Genomic DNA, 24,558 nt, shown 5'->3' with positions numbered 1-24,558 from the left:
AGCCCCCTGACCGACGTCGAAAGCCCGAGAACCCGGAGGAATTGCATGGTCTCCCTGTCCTACGCCCAGCGGCGGCTGTGGTTTCTCGACCAGTCGGAGGGGCCGTCCGCCACGTACAACGTCGCCCTTGCCTTCCGGGTGTGCGGCCCGCTCGACCGGGCGGCCCTGGCCGCGGCGCTGGCCGACGTGGTCGAGCGGCACGACGCCCTGCGTACCGTCTTCGTACAGTCCGGCGGGGAGGTCGGGCAGTCGGTGGTGACCCTCGACGGCCGGTTACCCTTGCTCGACGAGGTGAAGACCATCGAGTCCGAGCTGGACGGCGCGACCGAGGGCGAGGCCGCCCGGCCGTTCGACCTGGCGGCGGACCTGCCCGTCCGCGCCACCCTGTTCACCCTCGACGAGGGTGAACACCGGCTGCTGCTGGTGTTCCACCACATCGCGCTGGACGCCTGGTCGTACGGCCCGCTCCTGCGCGACCTGTCCGTCGCCTACTCCGCCCGCCGCGGTGGCAAGGCGCCGTTCTTCGAGCCGGTGGTGGCGCGGTATGCGGACTACACGCAGTGGCAACACGAGGTGCTCGGCGACCCGGGGGACAGTGACAGCTTCGCGGGACGCCAGCTGGAGTTCTGGCGGCAGAGCCTGGCGGGCCTGCCCGAGGAGCTCGAACTCCCGCGCGACCGGAAGCGGCCGGACACCGCGGATCACCGCGGCGGTGCGGTCGAGTTCCGGATCGGCGCCGAGACGCACGGTCGGCTTGCCGCCCTAGGCCGGTCCGCGAACGCCTCGATGTTCATGGTCGGCACGGCCGCGCTGGCGGCGTGGCTGTCCGGACTGGGCGCTGGCACGGACATCCCGATTGGCACAGCCTGCACCGGCCGCGACGACGAAGTTCTCGAGGACCTGGTCGGGCTCTTCCTGAACACGCTGGTCCTGCGCGGCGACCTGTCCGGGGATCCGACGTTCGAGGAGTTGGTCGGCCGCATTCGGGACACGTCCTTGGCGGCCTTCGACAACGGTTCCGTCCCCTTCGACCAGGTGGTCGAGGCCGTCAACCCGGCGCGTTCGCCGGCCCGTAACCCGCTGTTCCAGGTGAGCTACTCCTGGCAGGAGTGGCAGGGCGAGCACGGCGGCCTGGCGCTCGAGGGTACGCGGATCGAGGCGGTGCCGGTCCGGAGCGGCACGGCGAAGTTCGACCTCCTGGTGGACTTCACCGAGCACCGGGAGGGCGACGTCCCCGCCGGCATCGTCTCGAAGATCGAGTACGACGCGAACCTCTTCGACCACGAGACGGTGCGGTCGATGGCGAGGCTGCTGGTGCGCCTCTTCGACGAGCTCGCCCGGGACCCGTCGCAGCGGCTGTCCGAGGTCGATCTGGTCGACGACGACGAGCGGCGACTCGTCCTGCGCAGGTGGAACGAGACCACGGTGGAGCTCGGCGGGAAGAGCCTGCCCGAGCTCTTTACCGACCAGGTGCGCCGGGTTCCCGAGGCCGTGGCGGTGGAGACCCCTGAGGAGAGCCTGACCTACGCGGAGCTGAACGCCCGCGCGAACCGGCTCGCTCACCTCATGATCCGGTACGGGGCCGGACCCGAGACGTACGTAGCGGTAATCCTCTCCCGGGCGGACGCCCTCGTCGCGATGCTCGCCCTGTTCAAGGCGGGTGCGACCTTCCTGCCGATCGACCCGGACTACCCGCGCGACCGGATCTCGTACGTCCTGGACGACGCCAAGCCCGCGCTCACCCTCAGCACCGAACGGATCGCGGCGGAGCTCGGCCTCGACACCGCTCTCGTGCTGGACCGGGCGGAGGTCGCCGCGGACCTGGAAGGGTGCCCCGAGACGGACCCGTGCGCAGGCGACCTGACGGGCCCGCTCAGCCTGGACACCCCGGCGTACATCATCTACACCTCCGGATCGACCGGACGGCCCAAGGGCTGCGTGATCACGGCCCGGGTGCTGACCAACCTGATCCAGTGGCAGATCAACCTGGTGTCCGCCCGGCCCGGCACCCGGGTGTCGCAGTTCGGTGCGGTCAGCTTCGACGCCTTCGAGCAGGAGATCCTGAGCGCACTCTTCGCCGGACAGACGGTCGTCGTGCCCTCGGAGGACGTGCGGCGGGTGCCCGCCGACCTCGTGGCCTGGCTCGAGCGCAAGGAGATCAACGAGTTCTACGCGCCCGACATGGTCGTGCGGTCGGTGATCGAGGAGGCCATCGCGCAGGGGCTGCGGTTGGACCGGCTGGAGACCCTGATGCAGGGAGGCGAACCCTTCCAGCTGACCGGCCAGGTGCGCGAGTTCCTGCTGGAGCGCCCCGGCGTCCGGGTGCACAACCATTACGGGCCCTCCGAGACCCACGTGATCACCGGAATTACGCTGACGGGCGATCCCAGGACGTGGCCCACCGTGGCCCCCATCGGCCGGCCGATCTGGAACTGCCAGACCTACGTCCTCGACACGAAGCTGCGTCCGGTCCCGGTCGGTGTCGCCGGCGAGCTCTATCTCGGCGGTGACGGCTTGGGCCGCAGCTACCTCCGGCGGCCCGGCCTGACCGCGGAGCGCTTCGTGGCGAATCCGTTCGGGGCCCCCGGCGAGCGGATGTACCGCAGCGGCGACGTGGTGCGGTGGAACCAGAAGGGCGAGCTGGTGTTCATCGGACGCATCGACGACCAGTTCAAGATCCGCGGCGTCCGGGTGGAGCTGAGCGAGATCAACGCGGTGCTGCGCCTGCACCCGCAGGTCGCCCAGGCGGCCACGGCGGTCCGGGAGTACGCCCTGGGGGACAAGCGGCTCATCTCCTACATCGTTCCCGTCGCGCCGCATCGGCCCGACCCGCTCGAACTGCGCCGGCACGTCGCGTCGCTGCTGCCGGCCGCCGTCGTACCCTCGGCCTTCGTCACCCTCGACTCCCTGCCGCTCAACTCCAACGGCAAGCTCGACCGGTCCAACCTTCCCGAACCCGACTTCGCGGCACAGTCCGCGCCGGACAGCCGCGAGCCGCGTACCCCGCGCGAGGTCAAGCTGTGCGAGGTCTTCGCCGAGGTGCTCGGCGTCGACCGGGTCGGCATCGACGACAGCTTCTTCGAGCTGGGCGGCCATTCGTTGATGGCGGCCCGCCTGGTGAACCTGGTGCGTCCCCTGCTGGGAGACGAGATCGGCATCCGGACGCTCTTCGAGAATCCGACCGTGGCCGGCCTGGTTGCTGTGGCGGACGCCGCGGACGAGCCGGCCGTCGTGGAGCCGGTGGTCGAGCGGACCCGCCCCCCGCTGGCGCCCGCGGCCCGGCCGGAGCGCCTGCCGCTGTCCTTCGCGCAGCAGCGGCTCTGGTTCATCGATCAGCTCGAGGGGCCGAGCTCGCAGTACAACGTTCCGTTGCTGGCGCTGCGGGTAACCGGCCGGCTGGACACGGACGCGCTCGAGGCCGCGCTCACCGACGTCGTGGCCCGGCACGAGAGTCTGCGTACCGTCTTTCCGAACGTCGACGGCAAGCCGTACCAGAAGATCATTCCGGCGGATCGGGTCGCCGTGCCCCTGGGGTGCTCCCCGGTGCGGCCCGATGAGCTGGACGAGCGGGTGCTGAGCGTCTGCGAACACGAATTCGAGCTGGCGACCGAGCTGCTGCTGCGGGCCGAGGTTCTGTCGTTGTCGCCGGAGGAGCACGTCTTCGTGCTCGTCACGCACCACATCGTGGCGGACGGCGGGTCCATCGCCCCGTTGTCCCGGGATCTCGCGCTGGCCTACACGGCGCGGCTGGCCGGTGCGGCGCCGGACTTCGCTCCGCTGCCCGTGCAGTACGGCGACTACACGTTGTGGCAGCGGGAGACGCTTGGGCGCCCGGGCGATCCAGCCGCCCTCACGGCGATCCAGTCGGCGGCGTGGCGAGCGGCCCTCGCCGGCATTCCGGACGAACCGGTCCTGCCGTCGGACCGCCCCCGGCCGGCCGTGGCGACTCCCCGGGGCGCGATGGTGGACTTCACCATCGACGGGGAGACCTGTGCGCGGATGCGGTCCCTGGCCCGAACCGAGGGCGTGACGTTGTTCATGGTGCTTCAGGCCGGTCTGGCGGCGGTCCTAACCCGGCTGGGGGCGGGTGCGGACATCGTGCTGGGCACGCCGGTCGCCGGGCGTTTGGACGCACTCCTGGACGATGCAGTCGGCTTCTTCGTCAACACGCTGGCGCTGCGGACGGACACCTCGGGCGACCCGACCTTCCGGGAGCTCCTGGACCGGGTCCGGGTGGCCGACCTCCAGGCCTTCCAGCACCAGGATCTGCCATTCGATCGGGTAGTGGAGGCGGTCCGGCCGAAGCGGAGCCGGGCCCACCATCCCCTCTTCCAGATCCTGATGGCCCTGCAGTCCTCGGGCCCGCTCCTCGAGCTGCCGGGTGTCGAGGTGCGGGAGTTCGGTATCGGCCGGAGCTCCACCACGAAGTTCGATCTGGACATGGGGTTCACGGAGCGGCCGGAGGCGGAGTCGCTGTCGGGCGTCGTCCACTACTCGACGGATCTGTTCGACCGCGACACGGTCGAAGGCCTCACCGAGCGCTTGGTGGCCTTCCTGGCGGCGGCCACGGCGGATCCGGGAGCACGGCTCAGCGCCGTGGACGTCCCTGTCGCCGCGCGGGACTCCTTGGAGACGGCGTTGTGTGCGCTCTTCGCCGAACTGCTCGGCGTCGAGACCGTCTCGGTCGACGACGACTTCTTCGACCGCGGCGGGCACTCGCTGCTCGCCGCGGAGCTGGTCGGGAGGATTCGCTCCGAGTACCGGGTCGACTTCAAGCTCCGGGATTTCCTCGCCGCTCCCACCGTGGCCCGGGTCCACGAGGTTCTCTCCCGCCGGTCCGACGGGGGCGTGTGATGGCTATCGATTCTGCATCGCATTTTGACCACATCGTCGTGGGCGGCGGGTCGTCGGGTGCGGTCATCGCCGCCCGGCTGGCGGAATGGACCGACCGTCGCGTCCTGCTCGTCGAGGCGGGTCCGGACTACCACGGACGCGATCTGCCGGCCGATCTCGCGAACGGCCGTACGCCCGCACTGGGCTCGCACGACTGGGGAATCTTCGCGCGGGGCGCCGGGGCGCGGGAAATATGGCTACCCCGCGGGAAGGTCGTCGGCGGCTGTTCCGCAATCAACACGTGCATAGTGTTGCGGCCGGAACCAACCGATTTCGACGACTGGCCGTCGGGTCGTACCGACTGGTCCTGGGATGCCGTTCTCGATGCGTTCGTCGCGTTGGAGAACGATGCCGACTACGGCGGCCGGCACCACGGCAGCAAGGGGCCGGTCCCGCTGGCCCGCATACCGGCCGAGCGGATGACTCCGCTTTCACGCGCGTTTCTCGAGGCGTGCGCGCGGGCCGGGTTCGGCGGCGTCGAGGACCAGAACGAACCGGGCAGCACCGGAGCCGGCCCGCTCCCGCTGAACATCGACTCCGACCTGCGCCGGGTCTCGACCGTGACCGCCTTCCTCGATCCGGTGCGGCACCGCGGCAACCTCACGGTGCTGGCGGACACCTTCGTGGACTCGGTCCTGTTCTCCGGGTCGAGGGCGGTCGGCGTCCGGGTCGTCGGGGGCGGAGGCCGGCGTCACCTCTACGCCGACGAGGTGACGATCGCGGCCGGGGCCTTCGGCACCCCGGCGATCCTGTTGCGCTCCGGCATAGGCGGGGCACGGGACCTGGCCGAGCTCGGTATCGACGTGGTCGCCGACCTTCCCGCCGTCGGGCGGAACCTGGCGGACCACGCCCAGGTGCCCCTCGTCTGCGCACCGTTGCCGGGGGCCGTCGTCAGCTCCGCGCCGTGCGCCGAGGTCGTCCTGCGCTACACCGCCTCTGGCTCCACCGCGGCGAACGACATGCAGATCTGCCTCCTCAACCATGTGGAGATGGCCAAGTACGCGCCGCACCTCGCCGCAGGGGTCGCCGGCAGCCACGCCTTCGTGATCACCGCGAACCTGATGCGACCGGAGTCGCGCGGCACGGTGCGGCTGGCCAGCCGGGACCCCCACCGGCCGCCGGTGGTGGACCTCGACCACACCGCCGAGGAGTCCGATCGGATCCGCCTCCGCGAGGGGCTGCGGCTCGCCCGGCGCATTACGGCCGACGAGGGGCTGCGCGGCTTCGCCGAGGGCGTGCTGGACGTCGCGGACCTGTCGTTCGAGGACGACGCGAGCGTGGACCGCTATGTGTCGCGCCAGGTACAGACCGCGCACCACCCGAGCGGGACCGCGGCGATGTCGTCGACCGCGGAGACCGGCGTCGTGGACAGCGAATGCCGGGTGTTCGGCACGGAGGGTCTCCGCGTCGCGGACGCATCGATCATTCCGGCCTCCGTGCGGGCGAACACGAATCTGACATGCATCATGATGGGCGAGCGCCTGGCCAATCTGCTTGCCCAAGACTGCCGATAGGGGAGTGGACCGTTGATCCGAGCTGAGGTCAAGCATGTGCCGGAGGACTTTCTCGTCCGCGAGAGCGTGGTGCTCCGCATGGTGCGGGAGGAGTCGGCCACCCACCGGCTGGTTCTGTTCCGCAAGTGCGGTTACACGACGATGGAGGCGGTGCGCGGGATCGCCGACGCTCTCGGCATTCCGGAGGGGGCGGTCGGCTACTGCGGCCTGAAGGATGAGGACGGCGTCACCGAACAGCTGCTCTCGCTGCCCGTCGCGGTTCCCGGATCCGCCGTCGAGCGACTGGCGGTCGACGAGGGCGAACGCTGGTACTCCACCCAGCAATACGGCTTCGGCGACGCGCCGCTGCGGGTCGGGCAAATGGAGGGCAACAGCTTCAAGATTGTCCTGCGTGGCCTGGACCCCGGGCACGTCGACAGGTTCTTCGGCCGCAAGAAGATCAATTTTCTCTTTCTCAACTACTACGACACCCAGCGGTTCGGCGTGCCGGGCGGGCCGCACCGCTCCCACCTCGTCGGCGCGGCCATGATCGACGGCCGCTGGGATGATGCCCGGCGCATCCTGATCGAACTGGGCGCGCCGGAGAGCCGCCTAGCCGCGGACTGGACCGGGGCGAGCCGGGACTTCTTCTACCACCTGGACGAGCGGGCCCGGTCGTTCTATCCGGCGGCCCACGCCTCGTACGCGTGGAACCAGGAGCTCGCGGGACTCGCGGCCGTGGCCGCCGGGGACCGGGCCCTGCGGGTTACCGTTGAGGGGATCGAGTTCACCTACGTCGGCGACCCGGCCGTCGCCGCGCGCGTCATGGCGGCCGAGTACGAGCTCCCGATCAAGCGGCAGACCTTCGGTACCGACGTCCCGGTCCCCAGGGCATCGGTGCGCTCGACCGTGGTGCACACGGCGATCGAGGTGAGCGGCCGCGCGGATGACGAGCACTTCCCGGGACGCAAGCGGGTCGAGCTCACGTTCTTCCTGCCCTCCGGCTCGTACGCGACCGCGGCCATCCGGCAGCTCTTGGCGCGGATCGCATGACGGTCGACATCGTCCAGGCATCGGCGCTCCTCTTCGACCTCGAAGGCGTCCTGCTGGACACCGAGATCACCTGGGACGAGGCGCAGCACAGGCTGCTGTCGCGCCGAGGACACACCTACGACCGGGGCGCGCTCAAGCACCGGCTCACCGGGCTCTGCGCTCGCCAGTCCATCGGCGTCATCATCGACCACTACCGGTTGCCCGACGATCCGGTGGAGCTGCTGCGCGAGCGGCGGGGAATAATGATCGAGCTTCTCCGCCAGGGGATCCGCTACATTCCCGGCGCCCTCGATTTCGTGCGCGATATGGCCGGCGTGGTGGACATGTGCGTGGCGACGTCCATGGACCTTGATCTCTTGGCCGCGGTCATGGCAGAAGCAGAATTGCAAAAGGTGTTTCCGGGGCCGATATTCACCCCGGCAGACGTGGCGGGTGTGGCGAAACCCGCACCGGACCTCTTTCTTTACGCGGCGGCGGAACTCGGCTTCGCGCCGGGCGACTGCCTCGTCATCGAGGATTCGCCGACCGGCATCGAGGCGGCGCGGGCCGCCGCGATTCCGTGCGTCGGCCTGAGCACCACGCATGAGCGGCATCTCCTGAGCAACGCCGACCTGGTGTTCTCAAGCTGGGCGGAGGTGCCGCGCCCATCAGGATGTCGGCGGGGCAAGGCTAAGTCGAGAACACCACTGGGAACTTGGCCGGCCGGCAAGTAATCCAACCGCTCGAGCGCCCCCCGCCGTCGGCGGCGACGCGCGCAGGCGCCACCTGCGCGCGTCGCCGATAATGTTCCGCAACACATCTGCGAGGAGTTCCTGTGTCCACTCAAACGCCGATCGTGGTCGCCGATTCACCGGGAACCTTCGCCCCGCTGCGACACCAGCCCTTCCGTATGTTGATCGGCGCCCGGGTGCTCTCGATGCTCGGCGACTCGATCGCACCGCTGGCGCTCGCCTTCGCTGTGCTGGACCTGACCGATTCGGTCACCTCCCTGGGCTTCGTCGTCGCAGGCCGTACGGTGTTCTACGTCATCTTCGTGCTCCTCGGCGGCGTCATCGCCGACCGGCTCCCGCGCCACTTCGTCATGGTCGGCTCCAGCGCTCTGGCTGGTCTGAGTCAGGGCGTCGCCGCGGTGCTGTTCCTCACCCACACCGCGACGATTCCCGTCCTGCTGGTCGTGGCCTCGATCAACGGCATGGCGGCCGCGCTCTCGCAGCCGGCCTCGGCCGCGATCATCTCGCAGACCGTGCCCACGGCCATCCTGAAGCAGGCGAATGCCCTGAGCCACATGGCCACCAACGCCGTCGGCATCGCCAGCACGGCCTTCGCCGGGGTCCTGATCGGATTCCTCGGATCGGGCTGGTGCGTCGCGATCGATGCGGCCTCGTTCTTCATCGCCGCGGTGTTCTTCGCGCTGATCAGGGTCTCCGACGCCGGCGACGGTGCGGCGGAGGAGCGGGTGGGCCTGCTCGCCAGCCTCCGCGAGGGCTGGCGCGAGTTCATCGGCCGAACCTGGGTGTGGGTCCTCGTGGTCGGGTCCATGTTCTACAACGCCGCGTACTCCGGCGGCATCGCGGTACTCGCCCCGCAGTTCGCCGATCTCACCGTCGGCCGCCAAGCCTGGGGCGTGGTGATCGCGACCCCGATGCTCGGCGTGATCGTCGGGGCGTTCCTCGCCAGCCGGCTGCGCCCGCAGCGGCTCCTCGCCTGGGGCACGGCGGCCCTCGCCGCCGTCGCGCTCATCCCGCTCGGCCTCGTCTTCTGGCCGAACGTCTACGTGCTGATCGTTGCCGCATTCCTCGCCGGCATCGGGATCGGGCAATTCAACATCGCCTGGGAGACCACGATGCAGTCGCACATCGCGCCGGGCATGCTCGCCCGGGTCTACTCGTACGACATGCTCGGGTCCTTCCTCGCGATGCCGATCGGCGAGCTGGCGGCCGGGCCGGCCGCGAAGGCGTTCGGCCTGCGGCCCGCGATGTTCGGAGTCGGGCTGATCATGGTGCTCTCCGTGGCCGCCATGCTCATGGCCCCGTCGGTTTGGCGGACCAAGCACGTCACCGGGACGGAGCGGTCCGGGCCCGAGGAGTCCGGGAAGGGCGCCCGTGAGTCCGTCCCGGATCTCGAGTTTGATCCCGTCACCTAGCGCGCCGCCGGAAAGGCCGTCAGCCCGAATCGATTCGCCATTCGGGCGGCTTTGCCGAGCGTGAAAAGGATGCGATAAAAGCGTTTTCGGCAATCTCGTTACCGGGTTGACAGAAGGCCGGGACGTCGATTGACTCGGCTCATCACCCAAATGATTTCCGCCCTGCCGTGCGGCATGCAGCGGCGGCGTTGACGGCTCGGTCCGCCTCTTTCCTCCCTAGGGTCCGGGTGTCGCCGTTCAACTTCTTCGAAGGAGCGCGAATGACCGTGTCTAGCGATGCTGCGCAGCAGGAGGGCGGCATGTTCTCCACCCTGCCGTTCGGCGGGCCGTGCTCCCGGGCCGGTGCCTGCGAGGCGGTACGCCGATCGCGCCGGATCCCCGGTGACATCTCGGCCCGCCTGGCCCCGAGCGTCGACGAGTTCGCCGTCGCGGCCGCTCTTGTGCTGGCGCGCAAATACGGCGACCGTGACGCGTTCCGGCTGGGCATCCGGTACCGCGGCACCGATGTGGAGATCGTGAGTGCCATGCCGTCCGGACTGAGCCTGGAGGCGCACCGGCGTACCGTCTCCGCCGCTCTCGACGGCCTGGCCGGCGCGCCGGAGGTCTCTCCGGATCCGAGCTTCGGCTACCTCCTGGGCCCGGCCGGCGGTCGGAACCCGGCCGGCCTGACGATCTCGCACGAGGCCACCTCGCTCGGCGTCGTCGTGCATGCGGACTTCGACGAGCACGTTTGTTCCGCGGAGTTCGTGGAGCGGCTGCTGGGGCACCTCGAGAACATTCTCCGGCAGAGCGTCGACCGGCCGCTGCTGACGATCGGCGAGGTGGAGCTGCTGTCCGAACCGGAGCGGGCCCGATGGGCGGCGCTGAACGACACCGCCCGGCCCTACCCCCGCGACGCGTCCGTCTTCGAGGTGTTCGCCGCGCGGGCCGCCGCCTATCCCGATCGGGTCGCGGTTCTCCACGACGGGGACGAGACCACGTACGGCGAGCTGAACGAGCTGTCCCGGCGGCTGGCGGTGCGGCTCGGCGCGTATGGCATCGGCCGGCACAGCCGCGTCGCGTTGCAAGTGGCGAAGTCGCCGCGACTCATCGTTGCGCTGCTGGCCGTCCTCCGGCTCGGTGCGGCCTACGTGCCGATCGGCCCCGAGGTGCCGGACGCCCGGCGGGACTTCCTTCTCGAGGACAGCGGCGCGGCCCTGCTGGTGGTCGACGGGACCGCGGGCCCGGCCCGGATCCCCGTCCTGGACCTCGCCGTACCCGTGCAGCCGCCCGTCGGCGTGGAGCCGCCGGAGGTCGCGGTGTCGGCGACGGACGCCGCCTACGTGATGTACACGTCGGGCACGACCGGTGGGCCCAAGGGTGTGGTGGTGTGCCAACGCGCGGTGGTGCGGTTGGTCTGCGGCACCGACTTCGTGGAGCTGTCGCCCGGGACGAGGATCCTGCAGACTGGGGCGATCTCGTTCGACGCCACGACGTTCGAGTTCTGGGGGGCGCTGCTCAACGGCGGGTCCCTCGTCCTAGTGCCGGGCGAGACGGTGCTCAACGCGGGGGACCTCGGTGCCGCGATCGCGCGGTACGCGGTGAACACCCTGTGGGTCACGGCGGGGCTCTTCGAGCAGCTCGCCGAGCAGGACCCGGCGGTGTTCAACGGGTGCCGGGTGATCTTCGGTGGCGACGTCGCCTCCCCGGGCCATCTCGCGGCGGCGGTCCGGGCCTGCCCGGACAGCGAATTCCTGAACGGTTACGGTCCCACCGAGAACACGACGTTCTCCGTCGTGCATCGCGTCACCCGGACCCATGCGGACCGGATTCCCATCGGGCGGCCGATCGCCAACTCCACGGCGTGGGTGCTCGACCGGGACGGCAGGCTGCGGCCGGTCGGCGTGCCGGGGGAGCTCTACGTCGGCGGCGACGGACTGAGCGACGGATACCTGAACCGTGCGGAGCTCACCGAGGCGTCGTTCGTCGAGGTCGCCGGGGTGAGCGGACGTCTCTACCGTACGGGCGACGTCGCGGTCCTGAACGAGGATCTGGAGCTGGAGTTCCTCGGCCGGGCCGACGGTCAGGTGAAGATCCGCGGCTATCGCGTGGAGCTGCCGGAGATCGAGCACCGGCTTTCCCGTGTGCCGGGGGTGAGGCTGGCGGTTTTGCTGCACCGCAAGGACGCGGGCGGGGCGGAGAATCTCCTCGCCTTCGTCACCGCAGGGGTTCCGCTGGACCTTGCCGCAGTTCTCGCCGAATTGCGTCGCGAACTTCCCGAATACATGGTTCCGGCCTTCATCGAGCAGGTTGACGCCATGCCGCTGACCGTCAATCATAAGATCGATCGGCAGGCCCTTGCCGCCCGGTGGGAGGCGAAGGGGCCACTGCTGGACGAGCCGCCGGCCGGGGAATCCCGGCTCGAGCCGCTCACCCCCATGGAATCCAAGGTCGCCGAGATTCTCTCGAGCGTGCTGAAGGTTCAGGTCCGCACCGCCAGCGCCGACTTCTTCGACCTCGGTGGCGATTCGCTCCGCGTCATGCGCGTCCAGAATCGCATCCGAAAAGAGCTGGGACTCGAGATCAGAATCAGGCAGATTCTCGAGAACCCAACGGTCCGGCAAATCGCGTCGATCCTGGATCGGGCCGGGCCCGCGGCCGCCCGGCCGAGTCTGGGGCGCCGGTCGTGACGTGTTCTCCCGGCCGACCCACCCATTTTTAACCCGAGAACGCAGAGTGTTCCCTCCACCAACCGATTGTGAGGCGACCGTGACGTCCCCAGCTTCGACCCTCGAGCTCGACCCGTCGTTCGACGACAGCATCTCCAAGATCATTGCCGCGGCGAACCTGACCCGTCCGAACAACAAGTTCTTCGAACGTGCGCGGTCCACAGAGAAGGTAGCGCCCGTCCCGGCGCTGCGGGTGGCCCTGCAGTGGGAGGCGATGACGCGAGCGTTCATGTTCACCACGATCGCCAGCCTGGGCGTGGTGGCCCAGCGGTTCAGCGCCGGCGCCGGGCCCAGCCGGGACGTGCTCGGCGCCTACCAGACCGCGTACAAGGTCATCGGTGACGACATGGCGAACTTCGCCGGGGAGTTCGACGCCGTCGCGCCCAAGGGCGCCGCGGGCGTGCACTATGTGTGGTGGGCCGATTCGATCGTCGGCCCGCTGACCGATGTCGTCGATCCGTCGGACGCCGAGCTCGCCGCGCGGCCCGCCGACGGGGTCAACGCCCTCATTGCGAACATGAGGCGCCTCGCCGCGGAGCCGCTCGGCGCGGCGGTGCAGCTGCGGGTCGTCGAGGCGATCGCGCTTGACATCGCGGTCGCCTTCCGGCGCATGTACGCCAAGGTCGAGGCGGCCGGCGCAAGCCTCTACCGGGGCCCCGGTGCGCTGGACTGGATCGACTCGCACATCAAGGCCGAGACCTCGCACGCCAGCTCCGTCAGCGACGAGGAGACCGGGATGACCGCAATGGTGTCCACCGTGGAGGAACAGCGGAACTTCACCCGGCTCGCCTCGGAGTACACGGCGAACTGGGCCCGCGCGCTCGACGACTTCGCGACCGCGTTGGCGAACTAGTTCAATGATCGAACCGACTATGAAGTACGCATCGAGCGCCGTTCGTCCCGGCGTCGACGAGGTGGTCGAGGAAGTCAACCGGCTGCGTCAGGAACTGGGCGGCCGGGACCGGTTCCGGGAGCCCGGCTTCCTCAACGACCTGGCCGACCGGCTGGCGGACACGAAGGCGCTGAGCCTGAGCCCGGTCGTGCGGGCGTTCATGGAGGACATCAGGGAGTTCGGCGTCGACCGGCGGCTGTTGCGCACGAAGTCGCTGGTGAACGCCGCCTCCGAGAATTCCATCTTCGGGCTGTTCGACGCCTCCTACTTTCCGTCGCTGTCCCTCGAATTCCTGAAGTATCGGACGCTGCCGACCGATGCCCGCCTAATCGAGGGGTACCCGAGCCCCACGATGCCCGTGGTGATCGAGGAGATGTCCGAGGGATTCCGGGCGCGTACGGTGGTCGCCTTGTTCCCGGAAAACTACATCGACGGCGTGCAGGAGCCGGACGACCTTATCTTCTACTTTATCGACAAGTTCGTCGAGCGGCACCTGCGCCTGACCCGTCTGCTCATCGACGAGGTCATGGCTCCGGAGGCATTTCCGCTGGTCCGGTCCGCCACCGAGCAGATGCTGGAGGCCGCCTCGGCGTGGTGGGTGCGGCTGCACGAGTACCACCATCGCCAGGGCGACATGCCGATCCCGGACTACCTGGCCGCCAAGAAGTCGAAGGCCCTGGCCGGGCTCGAGGAACTCAGGACGGACGTGTCCTCGATGCTCGTGTGTCTGAAGGACGAGAAGCTCGCCTCCGACATGTCGGCGCTCGCCTACCAGTTCATCCTGGCCGAACGCCTGCTGCGCTACTCGGTCGAGGGCACCGCGCGGCCGAACTACGACGCGGTCGCGTCGCAACTGCTCTTCACCTACCTCACCGAGGCCGGCGGGATCTTCCTCATCGACGGCCGGATCCACCTGAGCCCGGAGCTGCCGGCGGTGCTCGAGGCCTTCCTCGGCGAGATCAACGAGATCGAACGCCAGATCCACGAGAAGCCGGTGGAGCAGGTGAAGCAGGGCCTGCTCGACTTCGCGAACAAGTACACGGACTTCGACGAGGCGACGGGCGACTACCGGCACCTGGCATTCTTCGCCGACATCAAGAAGCGGCTCGGCATCTGACAGGTCATGCACCGGCCATGAGATTCAGAACGTAGCGAAGGGATGTACCGATGACCCGCAGCCGACGCCTGGGCCGACTGGTTCTTGATCCGGTCCGTCTCGCACAGGACCTGGCGCGAACCGACCGCTTCAGGTACAGCGACGCCTACAGCGAGTTCACCTGTGGCTCCTGGAAGGGCTCCTATCTGTGCAACGGAACGGGCGATCTCTACGACACCACGATCACCGAGTACGAGGGGCCATACCAGCTCACCGATCACGGCCGGCAGCTGCCGTACCTGATGGAACTGATCAATGAGCACTTCCGGACCGAGAGCATGCGGTTCGCGCGCCTGGGCCGGATCACGCCGGGCAGCGTGATGGTTCCGCACCGGGACTATCTGGAGCTTAAAGAGGAGCTCGTCCGCATCCACATCCCGCTGCACACCTCGGACACCTGCTTCAACTCAGAGGACGAGACCATCTACCACATGGGCCAGGGCGAGGTGTGGTTCATCGATGCGAGCCGGGCGCACAGCGCGGTCTCGTTCTTCACCGAGGACCGCACGCACCTCATCCTCGACTTCGCCAGCGAGACGGTCGAGGAGACCCTCCGCTTCGATCCCGACCCGGCGACGGAGCACGACCGGTTCGGCACGTCCGTGGTGCCGCGCCGACCGCTGACCGACGAGCAGCGCGACGCCATCCTCGGCCTCTCCGCGATCATCGGCCCGCACAACTACCGGGACGTGCTCGGCCTGATCATCAAGCAGTACTTTGTTTCCGAGATCGCGGTCTCCGAGGTGTACGAGCTCGCCTGCCGGATTGCCAGAAACGCGGACCGGCACGACGTGCTGGAGCGGCTCGAGTGGCTGAGTAATCACGTGCTCGTGGACCGGGCGAAGCTGAGCGCCTGACCGGCGTGCGAGCGGGGCCGTCCGGCGAGGTACGCGGAGCGCGACACCCGGGTATCTGGCGGATCCTGCCGTCGCCCTCTTGTCATGCGCGGATCCGTGGCAGGGAAAGGGATAACCGCTTTGCGACAATCGCGCCACACCATCTCGTTCGATCTCATCGATCCGGCCCGGCATCCCGATCCCGATGCCTGCGAAGCCTGGCGTACTCTCCGCGCCGAGCATCCCGTCGCCTGGTGCGAGCCGGACGGCGGACGGCCCGGGTTCTGGGTCCTCAGCCGCCATCAGGACATCACCGCGATCTACCGGGACACCGCCCGGCTCAGCTCGCGGCAGGGGAACATGCTCAGCACCCTGCTCACCGGCGGCGACGCCGCGGGCGGGCTTATGCTGGTCGTGACCGACCCTCCGCGGCACACCGAGGTTCGGCGCTTCCTGCAGGCTGGCTTCTCCGCTCGGGCCATTGCCCACATCTCGGCGAGCGTGCGCAGCGCGACAAAGGACCTGGTGGGGGCGGCCGTGCGCGCCGGCGGCTGCGACTTCGCCGCCGACGTCGCGGCGCAGATCCCCCTGATCGCCATCTGCGAACTGCTCGCCGTCCCGGCGGACGACCGCCCGGCCATGCTCGAACTGACCATGACGGCGATGGGCGCGGACGGATCACCAGAGTCGGCCGAGGCGGCCTCGGCGGCACAGGGCGACATCCTCGACTACTACTCCGACCTGCTGGAGGAGCGGCGCCGCGCCCCCGGCGACGACATCGTCAGCCTGCTGGCCACCCAGACCATCGACGGCAGGCCGCTGACCGACGCCGAGGTCCTGCTGAACTGCTACAACATCATCATCGGCGGCGACGAGACGACGCGGCTGTCCTCGGCCGGCGCGGCGCTCGCCTTCATCGAGCACCCGGACCAGTGGAAACGCCTCAAGGACGACGAGGGCCTCCTCGACACGGCGATCGAGGAGGTGCTCCGGTGGACGACGCCGGCGACACACATCGGCCGGACGGCGACGGCGGACGTCACCGTACGCGGATGTGAGATCAAGACGGGCGACATCGTCACGGTCTGGAACGTCTCCGCCAACCGGGACGAGGAGATCTTCCCCGATCCCTACCGGTTCGACATCTCGCGCACGCCCAACCGGCATCTGACCCTCGGCCAGGGACCCCACTTCTGCATGGGCGGCGCGCTAGCCCGGGTCGAGCTCAGGATGCTGCTCGACGAGCTGCGTACCCAGGTCGAGGAGCTGGAATCGGCGGGACCGGTGGAGCGGATGAGGTCGAGCTTCCTCGCGGGCGTCAGCAGTCTTCCGGTGAATCTGCGATAGCTGGACGGTCCGAACGGGGGAGAGGAACGACATGACGATCCAAGAGGAGACCCGGCGCGAATGGTGTCCGACGTGCCCGGCGCGGATGTACCGGCCGGGTAGCTTCGACGTGACCACCCGGCCGAAGTCCGACACCTGCTTCGACAAGGCGGCGCGCTGTCGAGTCCTCATCGAGACGCGGGTACCGGTCTGCGTGCATCCCTCGCGACTGGGGCTGCCACCAGGCGCCTACGCGAGCCGGGGCGAGGAGCTGCCCGACACGTATCCGCAGGGGCGGTGGGGCCGTCGACGATGGATCGCGCCGGGTGGGAGCAGCTACCGCCATGCGCTCGAACGGCTCCGCACGCTGGCCGCACTGTGCACCCCGGCGGGACTTCGCACGTGGTGGCCCGACACCGCCGGGCGCCGGAGGCAGCGATGACGGACGATCGAACGAACCCCGCCGACCGGGCCGGCACCGCGACGGTGGCCGCCGGCTTCCCCTGCGTCTGCTGCGGCCGGCTGACCTTGCACGGGGCCGCCCGGGTCGTACGAAATCTGCCCGGTCTGATTCCCGAGGACGACATCGGGCCGCTTCGCTGGCCGGACCGGGCCGCCGGGGCGAATCGGCTGTCGCTGCTCGAGGGGCAGCCACCTACCGGCTCTTCCGGGCCTGCCACCGGGACTACCTGCCGCGGGCGCGCCCGCCTGCCCCGCCCGAGGTCGTCGATCCCGGCTGGCGCCCATCGATCCGGACCGCGATCTGTTCGAGCCGCGCGGGGTGCAGCACGTGCCGTGGCCCGAGGACACCACGGTCCTCTACTGGTGGCGGCATCCGCCCGCCGGTTGAGGCCGCCGCCGCGGCGACCTCGGCCCGGCATCGTCAGGGCGTGCCCACCGCCGCCCTGGCGGCCCGCTCGACCTCGGCGAACCGGGACCGCCGGAACGCGGCGTCGGGCTGCGAATCCGCGTGGCTCGCCTCGGTCCCGGTGGCGCCGTCGAGGTGCTCCCGCAGGATGTCGGCGTGCCCGGCGTGCCGGTTGGTCTCGGTGAGCACGTGCACCAGGATGTTGAACAGTTTGACGTTCGGACGGGGCCACCAGGGCACGTAGCCCGGTGCCTCGACGGTGAGGGCGTTGATCGTCGCGTCGGAGTGCTCCGCGACCCGGCGGTACCGGCCGATGATCTCCTCGCGGGTCTCGTGCTCGGTCGCCCACATCGCCTCGGCCCAAAGCCGCTCGTCGTCCCACCGGCCCAGCGGCTCCGGGCACGGGCGGTCGAAGACGTTGCCGAAGTATCGGTACTCGATGTTTGTTAGGTGCTTGACCAGGCCGAGGAGACTCGTGCCCGAGCCGGTCAGGGGGCGGCGGATGTCGTATTCGGACAGCCCATCGAGCTTCCAGACCAGCGCCTCCCGGACATCGCGCAGATCGCTGTGCAAGTATTCCTTGGCGAAATCATCGATCACGGGGATGCAGTATGCCATGCACGGTCCGTGAGATCGACCTCGACCCTTCCGGCGGATTTGAGTCTCGCGTTCAGCTTACGCCGAAGCTCTCGGGCAACCGCCGGCCCTCTGCGCGAGGAAACGGCCGTGGCGCTGTCGCTCGTGCACGGTCAGCAGCTGGCCGGAGCGGTGGGAGCGTACGCGGAGAGCCAGCGCACCCGCCTGCAGCACGTTGTCACCATCGCCCACGTGGACCTGCTGAGCGCCCCGGTTGGCGCGCGGCGGTGCCGCGAGGCCGCCGCACCGGCTTCCGCGCATCCACTGAGCCCTTTTCATCGTGACGGGCCTGGTCGCGATGGGTGTGGAGGAGAGCTGGTGTCGACATAGGACGAGGCTCCCGGTAAGACAGCAGTCGACCAAGATCCGATGCCCCAACCGGGAGCCTCGCTGTGCTGTCTCACCCGTCCACGATCGCGCTGTCCAGCCGTGCCCTGAACCACCTCGCCGACCTCATCCGCGCCGCACGTGCCCGACGCCGGGGCCGGTGGTGGCGCCTCGATGCCGGCCGACATGCCCTGCTCGCCCTGGCCCACCTCCGCAACGGCGACACCATCACCCGCCTGGCCTGCGGATTCACGGTCAGCATCACCACGGCCTGGCGGTACGTCCGGGAAGCCATCGACCTACTCGCCACGCACGCCGACCATCTGAACGCGGCCCTGCGGCGCATCGGCCGGCTCGCCCACGCGATTCTCGATGGCACCCTGGTCCCCATCGACCGAGTCGCCGACCAGCACCCGTACTACTCCGGAAAGCACAAGCGCCACGGGATGAACGTGCAAGTCATCGCGGACTGCAAGGGGCGTCTGATGTGGGCCTCACCCGCCCTGCCCGGCGCGGTGCACGACCTGACCGCCGCCCGCACCCACGGCCTAATCGACGCACTGGCCAGCGTCAACGTCATGACCTTCGCCGACAAGGCGTACCAGGGCGCTGGCGGCAGTGTCCGTACGCCGTTCAAACGCCGCCGACACCGACCCCGACTGTCCCACCGGCAGAAGACCATCAACCGCCACCACGCCAAGATCCGAGCCGTCGGCGAACGCGCCGTCGCCACCCTCAAGGCCTGGAAGATCCTGGCCAAGCTCCGCTGCTGCCCCCGACGCGCCACCACGATCGTCCAGGCCATCCTCGTCCTACATCACGTCCAGACCAGCCGAAACCCACGATGAAAAGGGCTCACTGTCGGAGGACGTGGAGGCGCTGTTCATGTCGGCTCTGCACGGCAGCGGGCGGCCGACGCGCTCGCGCACTATCAGCGGGTCCCGCAACTCGGAGGTGTTCCGGCCACAACTGAACAGGCCAGAGACATGGAGCCCATTACTCGGGTGAATATACTTCGCAGCGACCTGGCAAGACGTCCGGTAGCGCGTCGCCGGGCCTGCCAACGCCTGGGGTCAAGGGGCCGCAGGTTCAAATCCAGCTTCTGCCGCACGTCCGATAACAGCTCAAGGCACCAGAAGGTCCCCGCGAAGCTGAACCATGTAGCTGGGGTGCAACTCGGGCTTGCGACACGTCCTCGGCCGCTCCAGCACCGGCCGACACCAAGAATGGATTGACTGTTCAAGCCACGGCGGCACTTACGTAACCCGAGACATCTCGGTGAGGGAGTAAAGTGGAGTTCGACGTCGAGACGGTACACTACGATGACTGGAGGGCCTTAAGCGCCTTCCTCCGCCGTTCAGGCTACGCAACTGAAGCACTTCGGGATCTTCTTGGCCTGGCGGAGCCGGCAGAAGAGATTCTCGGCAACATTGGCCGCTTCTCCTTTTTGTATATGGACAACCTGTCGGAAATCGAAGATCCGCTTGCCGTGCTCGCCAGACTCTTCATGCTTTCCGGGCGGGTGTCGATCTCGGAGCTTGACCGCCTCGACGATCGACTCACGAGCCTGTTGCGGCGTACGAAGCTAATCGTGGCGGCGGAGGAGAATGCCACGCTCGTGCGGGGAAAGGCGGTCATTACAGAAGTTCGGGGGCGCTACTTCCTCGCGGATCCCCTGTTCGATAACAGGGGTGACGACTTCGTCGTTCACGACACCGCCAACCGTTGCATGCCTCCCCACGCGTCCTCGCTCGAGCTGCTTGACAGCCTTTGCAAGCCTGATGGCGCGGTGTCATTCCTGGATGTGGGCTGTGGTTCGGGTTGCCAGTCAGCCCTTATCTCGCAGGATTATGAGCGAGTGATGGGCTTCGACCCAGAATCTCGGCAGGTGGGTTTCGCCCGCGTAAACGCCTGGTTGAATGCCCTCTCCATCACGTATGCAGTGGATGGGTGGGAGACCTTCCATTCGCGCGAACGATTCGACCATGTCGCCTTCAATGCTCCCAATGCCGATGTGGCTTTTGCCTTCCTCAACTATGGCCTCGCCAAGCTTCTCGCACCTTCCGGTCATGCCCAGCTGTGGATGCTCTGTGAAAAGAACGAACGTGATTGGAGTTGGGAGGACTATGTCGTGCGTCGACTCCATCGACCCGACGATTGGGAGATTAGCTTGCTAGTCCACCGTGACTCACCTTTCTCGCTTCCGCCTCGGTATTTGGGTGAGAAGCGCCTGCCGAAAGGCACCTTACTGATTGACCATCCTGCTAAGGCGGACGCATTCTTTCGTTCGCTCGACCAACGTCGGGTCACTGCCGTCGCGAGTATGACACTCACGGTGAAGCATCGACAATGAGGGCTCGTTGGGCCAGATATTGCCGACTCAGGTGCGGGACTGTGTAGATTCCGTGTTTGACCTGGGTGTGGTCGGTTGGACAGGACGTCGATCCTGTCCGGAAAGGACCACGTCATGGCAAGCAAGAAGACGACCGCTACAGCTTCCGCAGCCGACGCCGGCGGAGCTGGAGTTCGCCCAGCAGTTGGTCGAGCGGGTGAAGGCCGACGGGGTGTCGCTGGTCGGACCGGGTGGGCTACTGGCCGGGATCACCCGTACGGTGCTGGAATCGGCGCTCGACGCGGAGATGGACGTCCACCTCGACGAGGCCGGCGTCGATGAGGAATCGGGTCGGCGGGCCAACATCCGTAACGGGCACGGTGCGAAGACGCTGCAGACCGAGGTAGGGCCGGTGCGGATCCAGGTCCCGCGGGACCGAGCTGGGTCGTTCGAGCCGCGGATCGGTCAGGGATGCCCGGATGGCAGGGCCCGTTGGTACCGAGCGCGGATAAGTTTAATAGTCCATCTACGGCGGCAGCCGGAGGTAATGGTTCTGGTTCCCTGGGGTGGTGCGAGCCGCCGAAGTACGTCACGGTGGTTGCTCGGTGGCTGCTCGGACGTCGGCGAACTGACGCGGACGCGGCGGGACTAGTGCGGATATAAGACCTCTCATCGAGGGCTCTCGTGTATTAACCGAGAGCGATATGGTGCACGGACCTGCAAGGACTATGCAGGTTTTGGCCGGACCCCGCCGGACGGATTCGGACAAATGGAGGCCTGATCGTTAGTCGCATTGAAGCACGTGACTACCGATCAGAAGGTTAGGGGTTCGAGTCCCTTCGGGCGCACAAGATCAAAAGGGGTCTGACCTGCCGGAATGGCGGTCAGGCCCCTTTGCTTTTCCGTCCCTTGTGGTCGGTTGGGTGCTCGGTGGGTGCTCGTGCGACGAGCATCCCTCGCGTCCGGCCCTGTCCGGTAGGCGGTTGCCGAGTCCGGGCGGGTTTTGATCATGGTGTCGTCTACCGTTGCTGGTGCCCACATTCTGGTACGTGAATCGGTTCCGAGTTCGTCGTTGAGCCTGGTGGGTTTGGGTGTCTCCCGGCTTGAGGGCACGTGTGGTGGTACCCTCGGGTGGGATGGCCTCCTGCTACTGCGATCGTCTACTGTCAGCGTGCCGTGAGGGGTCAGTAGCGAATGGTGATCAGCCCCTCCGATGACGTGGGGCAGGGCCCCGGCAAAGTCGTCAGGTGATGCCGAGTAGTGCCAGGTGGGTGCTGTCGCGGGCGTGATGTCGGTTGGCGGCGGCGATGTTGGTGACTCCGGTCAGGCGTAGGGCGCCGATCGCGGCGTTGCGGAGGGCGGCCATGACTTCGGGTCCGGTGCCGGTGCGGATCTGGCTGTGGTCTTCGTCGTAGGTGACGTCGCGGACCCAGTGGACCTTGTTTCTCGATCGACCAGTGGCCGCGGATCCAGCCGGCCAGTTGTGCCGGCTTTGCCTGGTGGACGTGGAGGTCGGTGATGGCGTAGACGGTTTCGGTGGTGAAGCGTTTCGGCTGGTCGAGGCGGCGTCTGCGGCGGCGGATCTGGATGGCTTGGACGGCGTGCGGGAAGTCGATGCCGGTGGAGATCGTCAGGATCTTGCAGCTGCGGATCTCGCGGCGGCCGTGTCCGCGGTCGGTGTCGCGGGTGGCGTCGGGGACTGCCCGCCAGGGCAGGCCGGTGAGCTGGGCGTGCAGGTGGGGCTGGTTGCCTTTGACGGTCAGGATCCAATGCGCGCCACGTTCGGCGAGGTAGTCGACGTGGTCACGTTGGCAGTGCAGAGCGTCGGCGGTGATCACCGTGTCGCGTAGGTCGCTGATCTGGTCGAGCAGCGGCCGGAATCGGGTGATCTCATTGGTCTTGCCGTCGACGTCGATGCTGGCCAGGACGACACCGGTGTTCTGGTCGCAGGCGGTCATCACGTGTCGGGCCGGGGTGTCGGTGGTGCGGGAGCCGCGCAAGGTCTTACCGTCGACGGCGATCGCCCGACCGGCCGTCGAGGTGGTGGTGGCCCGGCCGGCGAGCCAGACACTGACCGCCGCAGTCAGCAACTGCGGGTCCACGGCCTGCAACAGCCGACGGATCATCGCCTCCGACGGACGTCGGTCGGCAGCCATGCCCAAGGCGACAGCCGTTGACGCCGGCACGTCGGCGACCCACTCGGCGATCGCGACGTACGAACGGTAGCCGGCGACCACCGCACACACCGCGGCGGTGACCACGACCGTCAGCCGATGCCGGACACCCCGCCTGGCCCGTGGATCAGGCAGACCAGCGAGCGCTTCGGGTAGCCCACCAGCGGTTTCGGCAACGGTCAGAGCCGGTGCGCAGGACACCGACGAGATCAGCGATGATGGCAGCGCGGGCATGACTCACTTCGGGCGATCAGCATGGCGTAGGAACCTTGATGATCTTCCGAGCAGGTCATGCCCGTCTTGCTACCACCAACAACGGCGCTTCTACTCCAAGCCCTCCAAGACAGACACCCTCACGACTTTGCCGGGGCCCTGAGCAGACCCCCTGCAAAAACCATGCTAAAGGGTGACAACTGGTGCCCGACCGGGACTACTGGTCCAGCAAGACGGCGTGAGGACGTCCGAAACGATGAGGCACCGCCTCGCCAGGCCGGTCGACGACAAGGACCCAGTGTGGACCATCCGCGCAGGGTTGTTACGTCGGGTACAGCCGGGCTTGTGTGCTCGCGATCCGGGTTGTCTGTTCCTCCTGGACATGACGGGCCACGCGTAGGAAGTCGAGGATGGTGGCGAGTTGCTCGGACGTGTATCGGCCTAGAGCCTCGGAACCTGCGACGCCGACCGGTGCGTAGATCTGGCGTTCGGCGCCACGGGCAGTGTCGGTGGCCGCGACGAGGACCCGCCGCCTGTTGTGCGGGTCCGCGATCCGGTCGGCGAGTCCGGCGCGCTGGAGGCGGTCGATGACCGTGGTCGTGGCGGCCGGGCTGAGGCTCAGCGAATTGCTCAGCTCTCCGGCCGACAGCGGCTTGTCGCCCTCCAGTAGTAGGTCCAGTGCCCGCAGATCCGTGCGGTTGATCTCCAGCGCGGCGGCTACGGCCTCGTCGAACGCGTCGATGCTCTGCTGCAGCAGCCGCAGATGCGTGGCTACGAGACCAATCAACTCACGTTTCGACATTCGAACCTTTCTGTTATCGTAATCTTCGACGACCTGATCCTACCCGATGGGGAGCACCCATGAACGTCGACGACCACGCGATTCGCACCTTGTTCGGCCGCCTCATGCGGGCATGGACAGACAACGACGCGGTCGCCTACGCGGACTGCTTCACCGAAGACTCCGACTACGTCTCCTACGACGGCACCCGCGCAGTCGGCCGCATGCCGATGCAAGAAGCCCACGACCGGCTCTTCCGTGGCGTGCTCGCCCGATCCGCGCTCGTCGGTGGCATCGAATCGATCCGCTACGTCAGCCCGGACGTCGCGGTGATCCACGGCACCGCATCGGTCCTGATGCCCTGGCGATCGACGCTGCCCAAGCGGCGACTGTCCCGGCAGACATTGGTCGCCGTCCGTACCCAGGACGGCTGGCGGTTCACTGCCCTGCACAACGGTCGCGTCAGGCCGGTCACTATCCCCGCCCCCGACTCCGCACCCTCCCGCATGGCCCAGGCCATGGGGAGGCTAGCTCGCGGACTCGGCGTCGGCCGCCGCGCCACGACGACCTGAACATGACACCGGCAGGTAGCCGCTCATCGGCTAGTGTCCTGCGCCGGAAATTCGCCTGATAAGTGGGTAGGGTGGTGGGATGCCGAGAACCGGGCGTCCCACTGCGCCGCTGACGCTGACCGACGATGAGCGAGCGACGTTGACGCGGTGGTCAC

17 protein-coding genes are annotated in these 24,558 nt (G+C 68.1%); 14 read left to right on the top strand and 3 right to left on the bottom strand.

The features are described 5' to 3' along the window. Positions 1-45: 45 nt before the first annotated feature. From AC0AIB_RS25400 to AC0AIB_RS25355, 10 genes are all read left to right on the top strand, one after another. On the top strand, positions 46-4,854 hold the full coding sequence (locus AC0AIB_RS25400; RefSeq protein ID WP_465097629.1) for an amino acid adenylation domain-containing protein: 4,809 nt from the start codon (positions 46-48) through the stop codon (positions 4,852-4,854). Beyond that, on the top strand, positions 4,854-6,407 hold the full coding sequence (locus tag AC0AIB_RS25395) for a GMC family oxidoreductase (protein ID WP_465097628.1): 1,554 nt from the start codon (positions 4,854-4,856) through the stop codon (positions 6,405-6,407). The genes AC0AIB_RS25400 and AC0AIB_RS25395 overlap by 1 nt, the downstream gene beginning before the upstream one ends. A gap of 12 nt (positions 6,408-6,419) precedes the next feature. Beyond that, positions 6,420-7,439: a tRNA pseudouridine(13) synthase TruD gene (truD, locus tag AC0AIB_RS25390; RefSeq protein WP_465097627.1), complete on the top strand. Its 1,020-nt coding sequence runs from the start codon at positions 6,420-6,422 to the stop codon at positions 7,437-7,439. Further along, entirely contained in the window at positions 7,436-8,152 is a 717-nt protein-coding gene (locus AC0AIB_RS25385) for an HAD family hydrolase (protein WP_465097626.1), read from the top strand. The genes truD and AC0AIB_RS25385 overlap by 4 nt, the downstream gene beginning before the upstream one ends. A 101-nt stretch (positions 8,153-8,253) precedes the next feature. Further along, the gene (locus AC0AIB_RS25380; RefSeq protein ID WP_465097625.1) at positions 8,254-9,582 is read left to right on the top strand and encodes an MFS transporter; all 1,329 of its coding nucleotides are present in this window, start codon (positions 8,254-8,256) and stop codon (positions 9,580-9,582) included. A gap of 299 nt (positions 9,583-9,881) precedes the next feature. After that, the gene (locus AC0AIB_RS25375) at positions 9,882-12,251 is read left to right on the top strand and encodes a non-ribosomal peptide synthetase (protein WP_465097624.1); all 2,370 of its coding nucleotides are present in this window, start codon (positions 9,882-9,884) and stop codon (positions 12,249-12,251) included. Between the two features lie 79 nt (positions 12,252-12,330). Then, positions 12,331-13,143, top strand: coding sequence for a DUF6202 family protein (locus AC0AIB_RS25370; protein ID WP_465097623.1), 813 nt, complete (start codon positions 12,331-12,333; stop codon positions 13,141-13,143). 19 nt (positions 13,144-13,162) lie between these two features. Next, positions 13,163-14,299, top strand: a complete 1,137-nt coding sequence (locus AC0AIB_RS25365) for a DUF6421 family protein (protein WP_465097622.1) — start codon at positions 13,163-13,165, stop codon at positions 14,297-14,299. A gap of 50 nt (positions 14,300-14,349) precedes the next feature. Continuing rightward, positions 14,350-15,195: an aspartyl/asparaginyl beta-hydroxylase domain-containing protein gene (locus tag AC0AIB_RS25360; protein WP_465097621.1), complete on the top strand. Its 846-nt coding sequence runs from the start codon at positions 14,350-14,352 to the stop codon at positions 15,193-15,195. Positions 15,196-15,279: 84 nt separating this feature from the next. Continuing rightward, positions 15,280-16,521 carry a cytochrome P450 gene (locus tag AC0AIB_RS25355; RefSeq protein ID WP_465097620.1) on the top strand — a complete coding sequence of 414 codons (1,242 nt, stop codon included), beginning with the start codon at positions 15,280-15,282 and terminating at the stop codon, positions 16,519-16,521. An 862-nt stretch (positions 16,522-17,383) separates the two neighbouring features. Here the strand turns inward: AC0AIB_RS25355 and AC0AIB_RS25350 are convergent. Then, the gene (locus tag AC0AIB_RS25350; protein WP_465097619.1) at positions 17,384-17,968 is read right to left on the bottom strand and encodes a DinB family protein; all 585 of its coding nucleotides are present in this window, start codon (positions 17,966-17,968) and stop codon (positions 17,384-17,386) included. Between the two features lie 428 nt (positions 17,969-18,396). Between AC0AIB_RS25350 and AC0AIB_RS25345 the strand changes: the two genes are divergently transcribed. From AC0AIB_RS25345 to AC0AIB_RS25335, 3 genes are all read left to right on the top strand, one after another. Next, positions 18,397-19,179, top strand: a complete 783-nt coding sequence (locus AC0AIB_RS25345) for a transposase family protein (RefSeq protein WP_465097618.1) — start codon at positions 18,397-18,399, stop codon at positions 19,177-19,179. A 443-nt stretch (positions 19,180-19,622) separates the two neighbouring features. After that, positions 19,623-20,684 (top strand): class I SAM-dependent methyltransferase, encoded by a 1,062-nt coding sequence (locus AC0AIB_RS25340; protein ID WP_465097617.1) that lies wholly within the window; start codon positions 19,623-19,625, stop codon positions 20,682-20,684. Between the two features lie 31 nt (positions 20,685-20,715). Then, the gene (locus tag AC0AIB_RS25335) at positions 20,716-21,315 is read left to right on the top strand and encodes a transposase (protein ID WP_465097641.1); all 600 of its coding nucleotides are present in this window, start codon (positions 20,716-20,718) and stop codon (positions 21,313-21,315) included. A 532-nt stretch (positions 21,316-21,847) separates the two neighbouring features. On the opposite strand, the gene AC0AIB_RS25330 is transcribed toward AC0AIB_RS25335, so the two are convergent. Together AC0AIB_RS25330 and AC0AIB_RS25325 are read right to left on the bottom strand one after the other, a co-directional pair. Beyond that, the gene (locus AC0AIB_RS25330) at positions 21,848-23,071 is read right to left on the bottom strand and encodes an ISAs1 family transposase (protein ID WP_465097616.1); all 1,224 of its coding nucleotides are present in this window, start codon (positions 23,069-23,071) and stop codon (positions 21,848-21,850) included. A 301-nt stretch (positions 23,072-23,372) separates the two neighbouring features. Beyond that, on the bottom strand, positions 23,373-23,852 hold the full coding sequence (locus tag AC0AIB_RS25325) for a MarR family winged helix-turn-helix transcriptional regulator (RefSeq protein ID WP_465097615.1): 480 nt from the start codon (positions 23,850-23,852) through the stop codon (positions 23,373-23,375). A 59-nt stretch (positions 23,853-23,911) separates the two neighbouring features. Here AC0AIB_RS25325 and AC0AIB_RS25320 point away from each other — a divergent pair, with 59 nt between their 5' ends. Beyond that, on the top strand, positions 23,912-24,403 hold the full coding sequence (locus AC0AIB_RS25320; protein ID WP_465097614.1) for an SgcJ/EcaC family oxidoreductase: 492 nt from the start codon (positions 23,912-23,914) through the stop codon (positions 24,401-24,403). Positions 24,404-24,558: the final 155 nt, after the last annotated feature.

This window comes from Micromonospora sp. DSM 43699, assembly GCF_055517075.1.
This window is presented reverse-complemented; position numbering and strand designations above follow the sequence as displayed.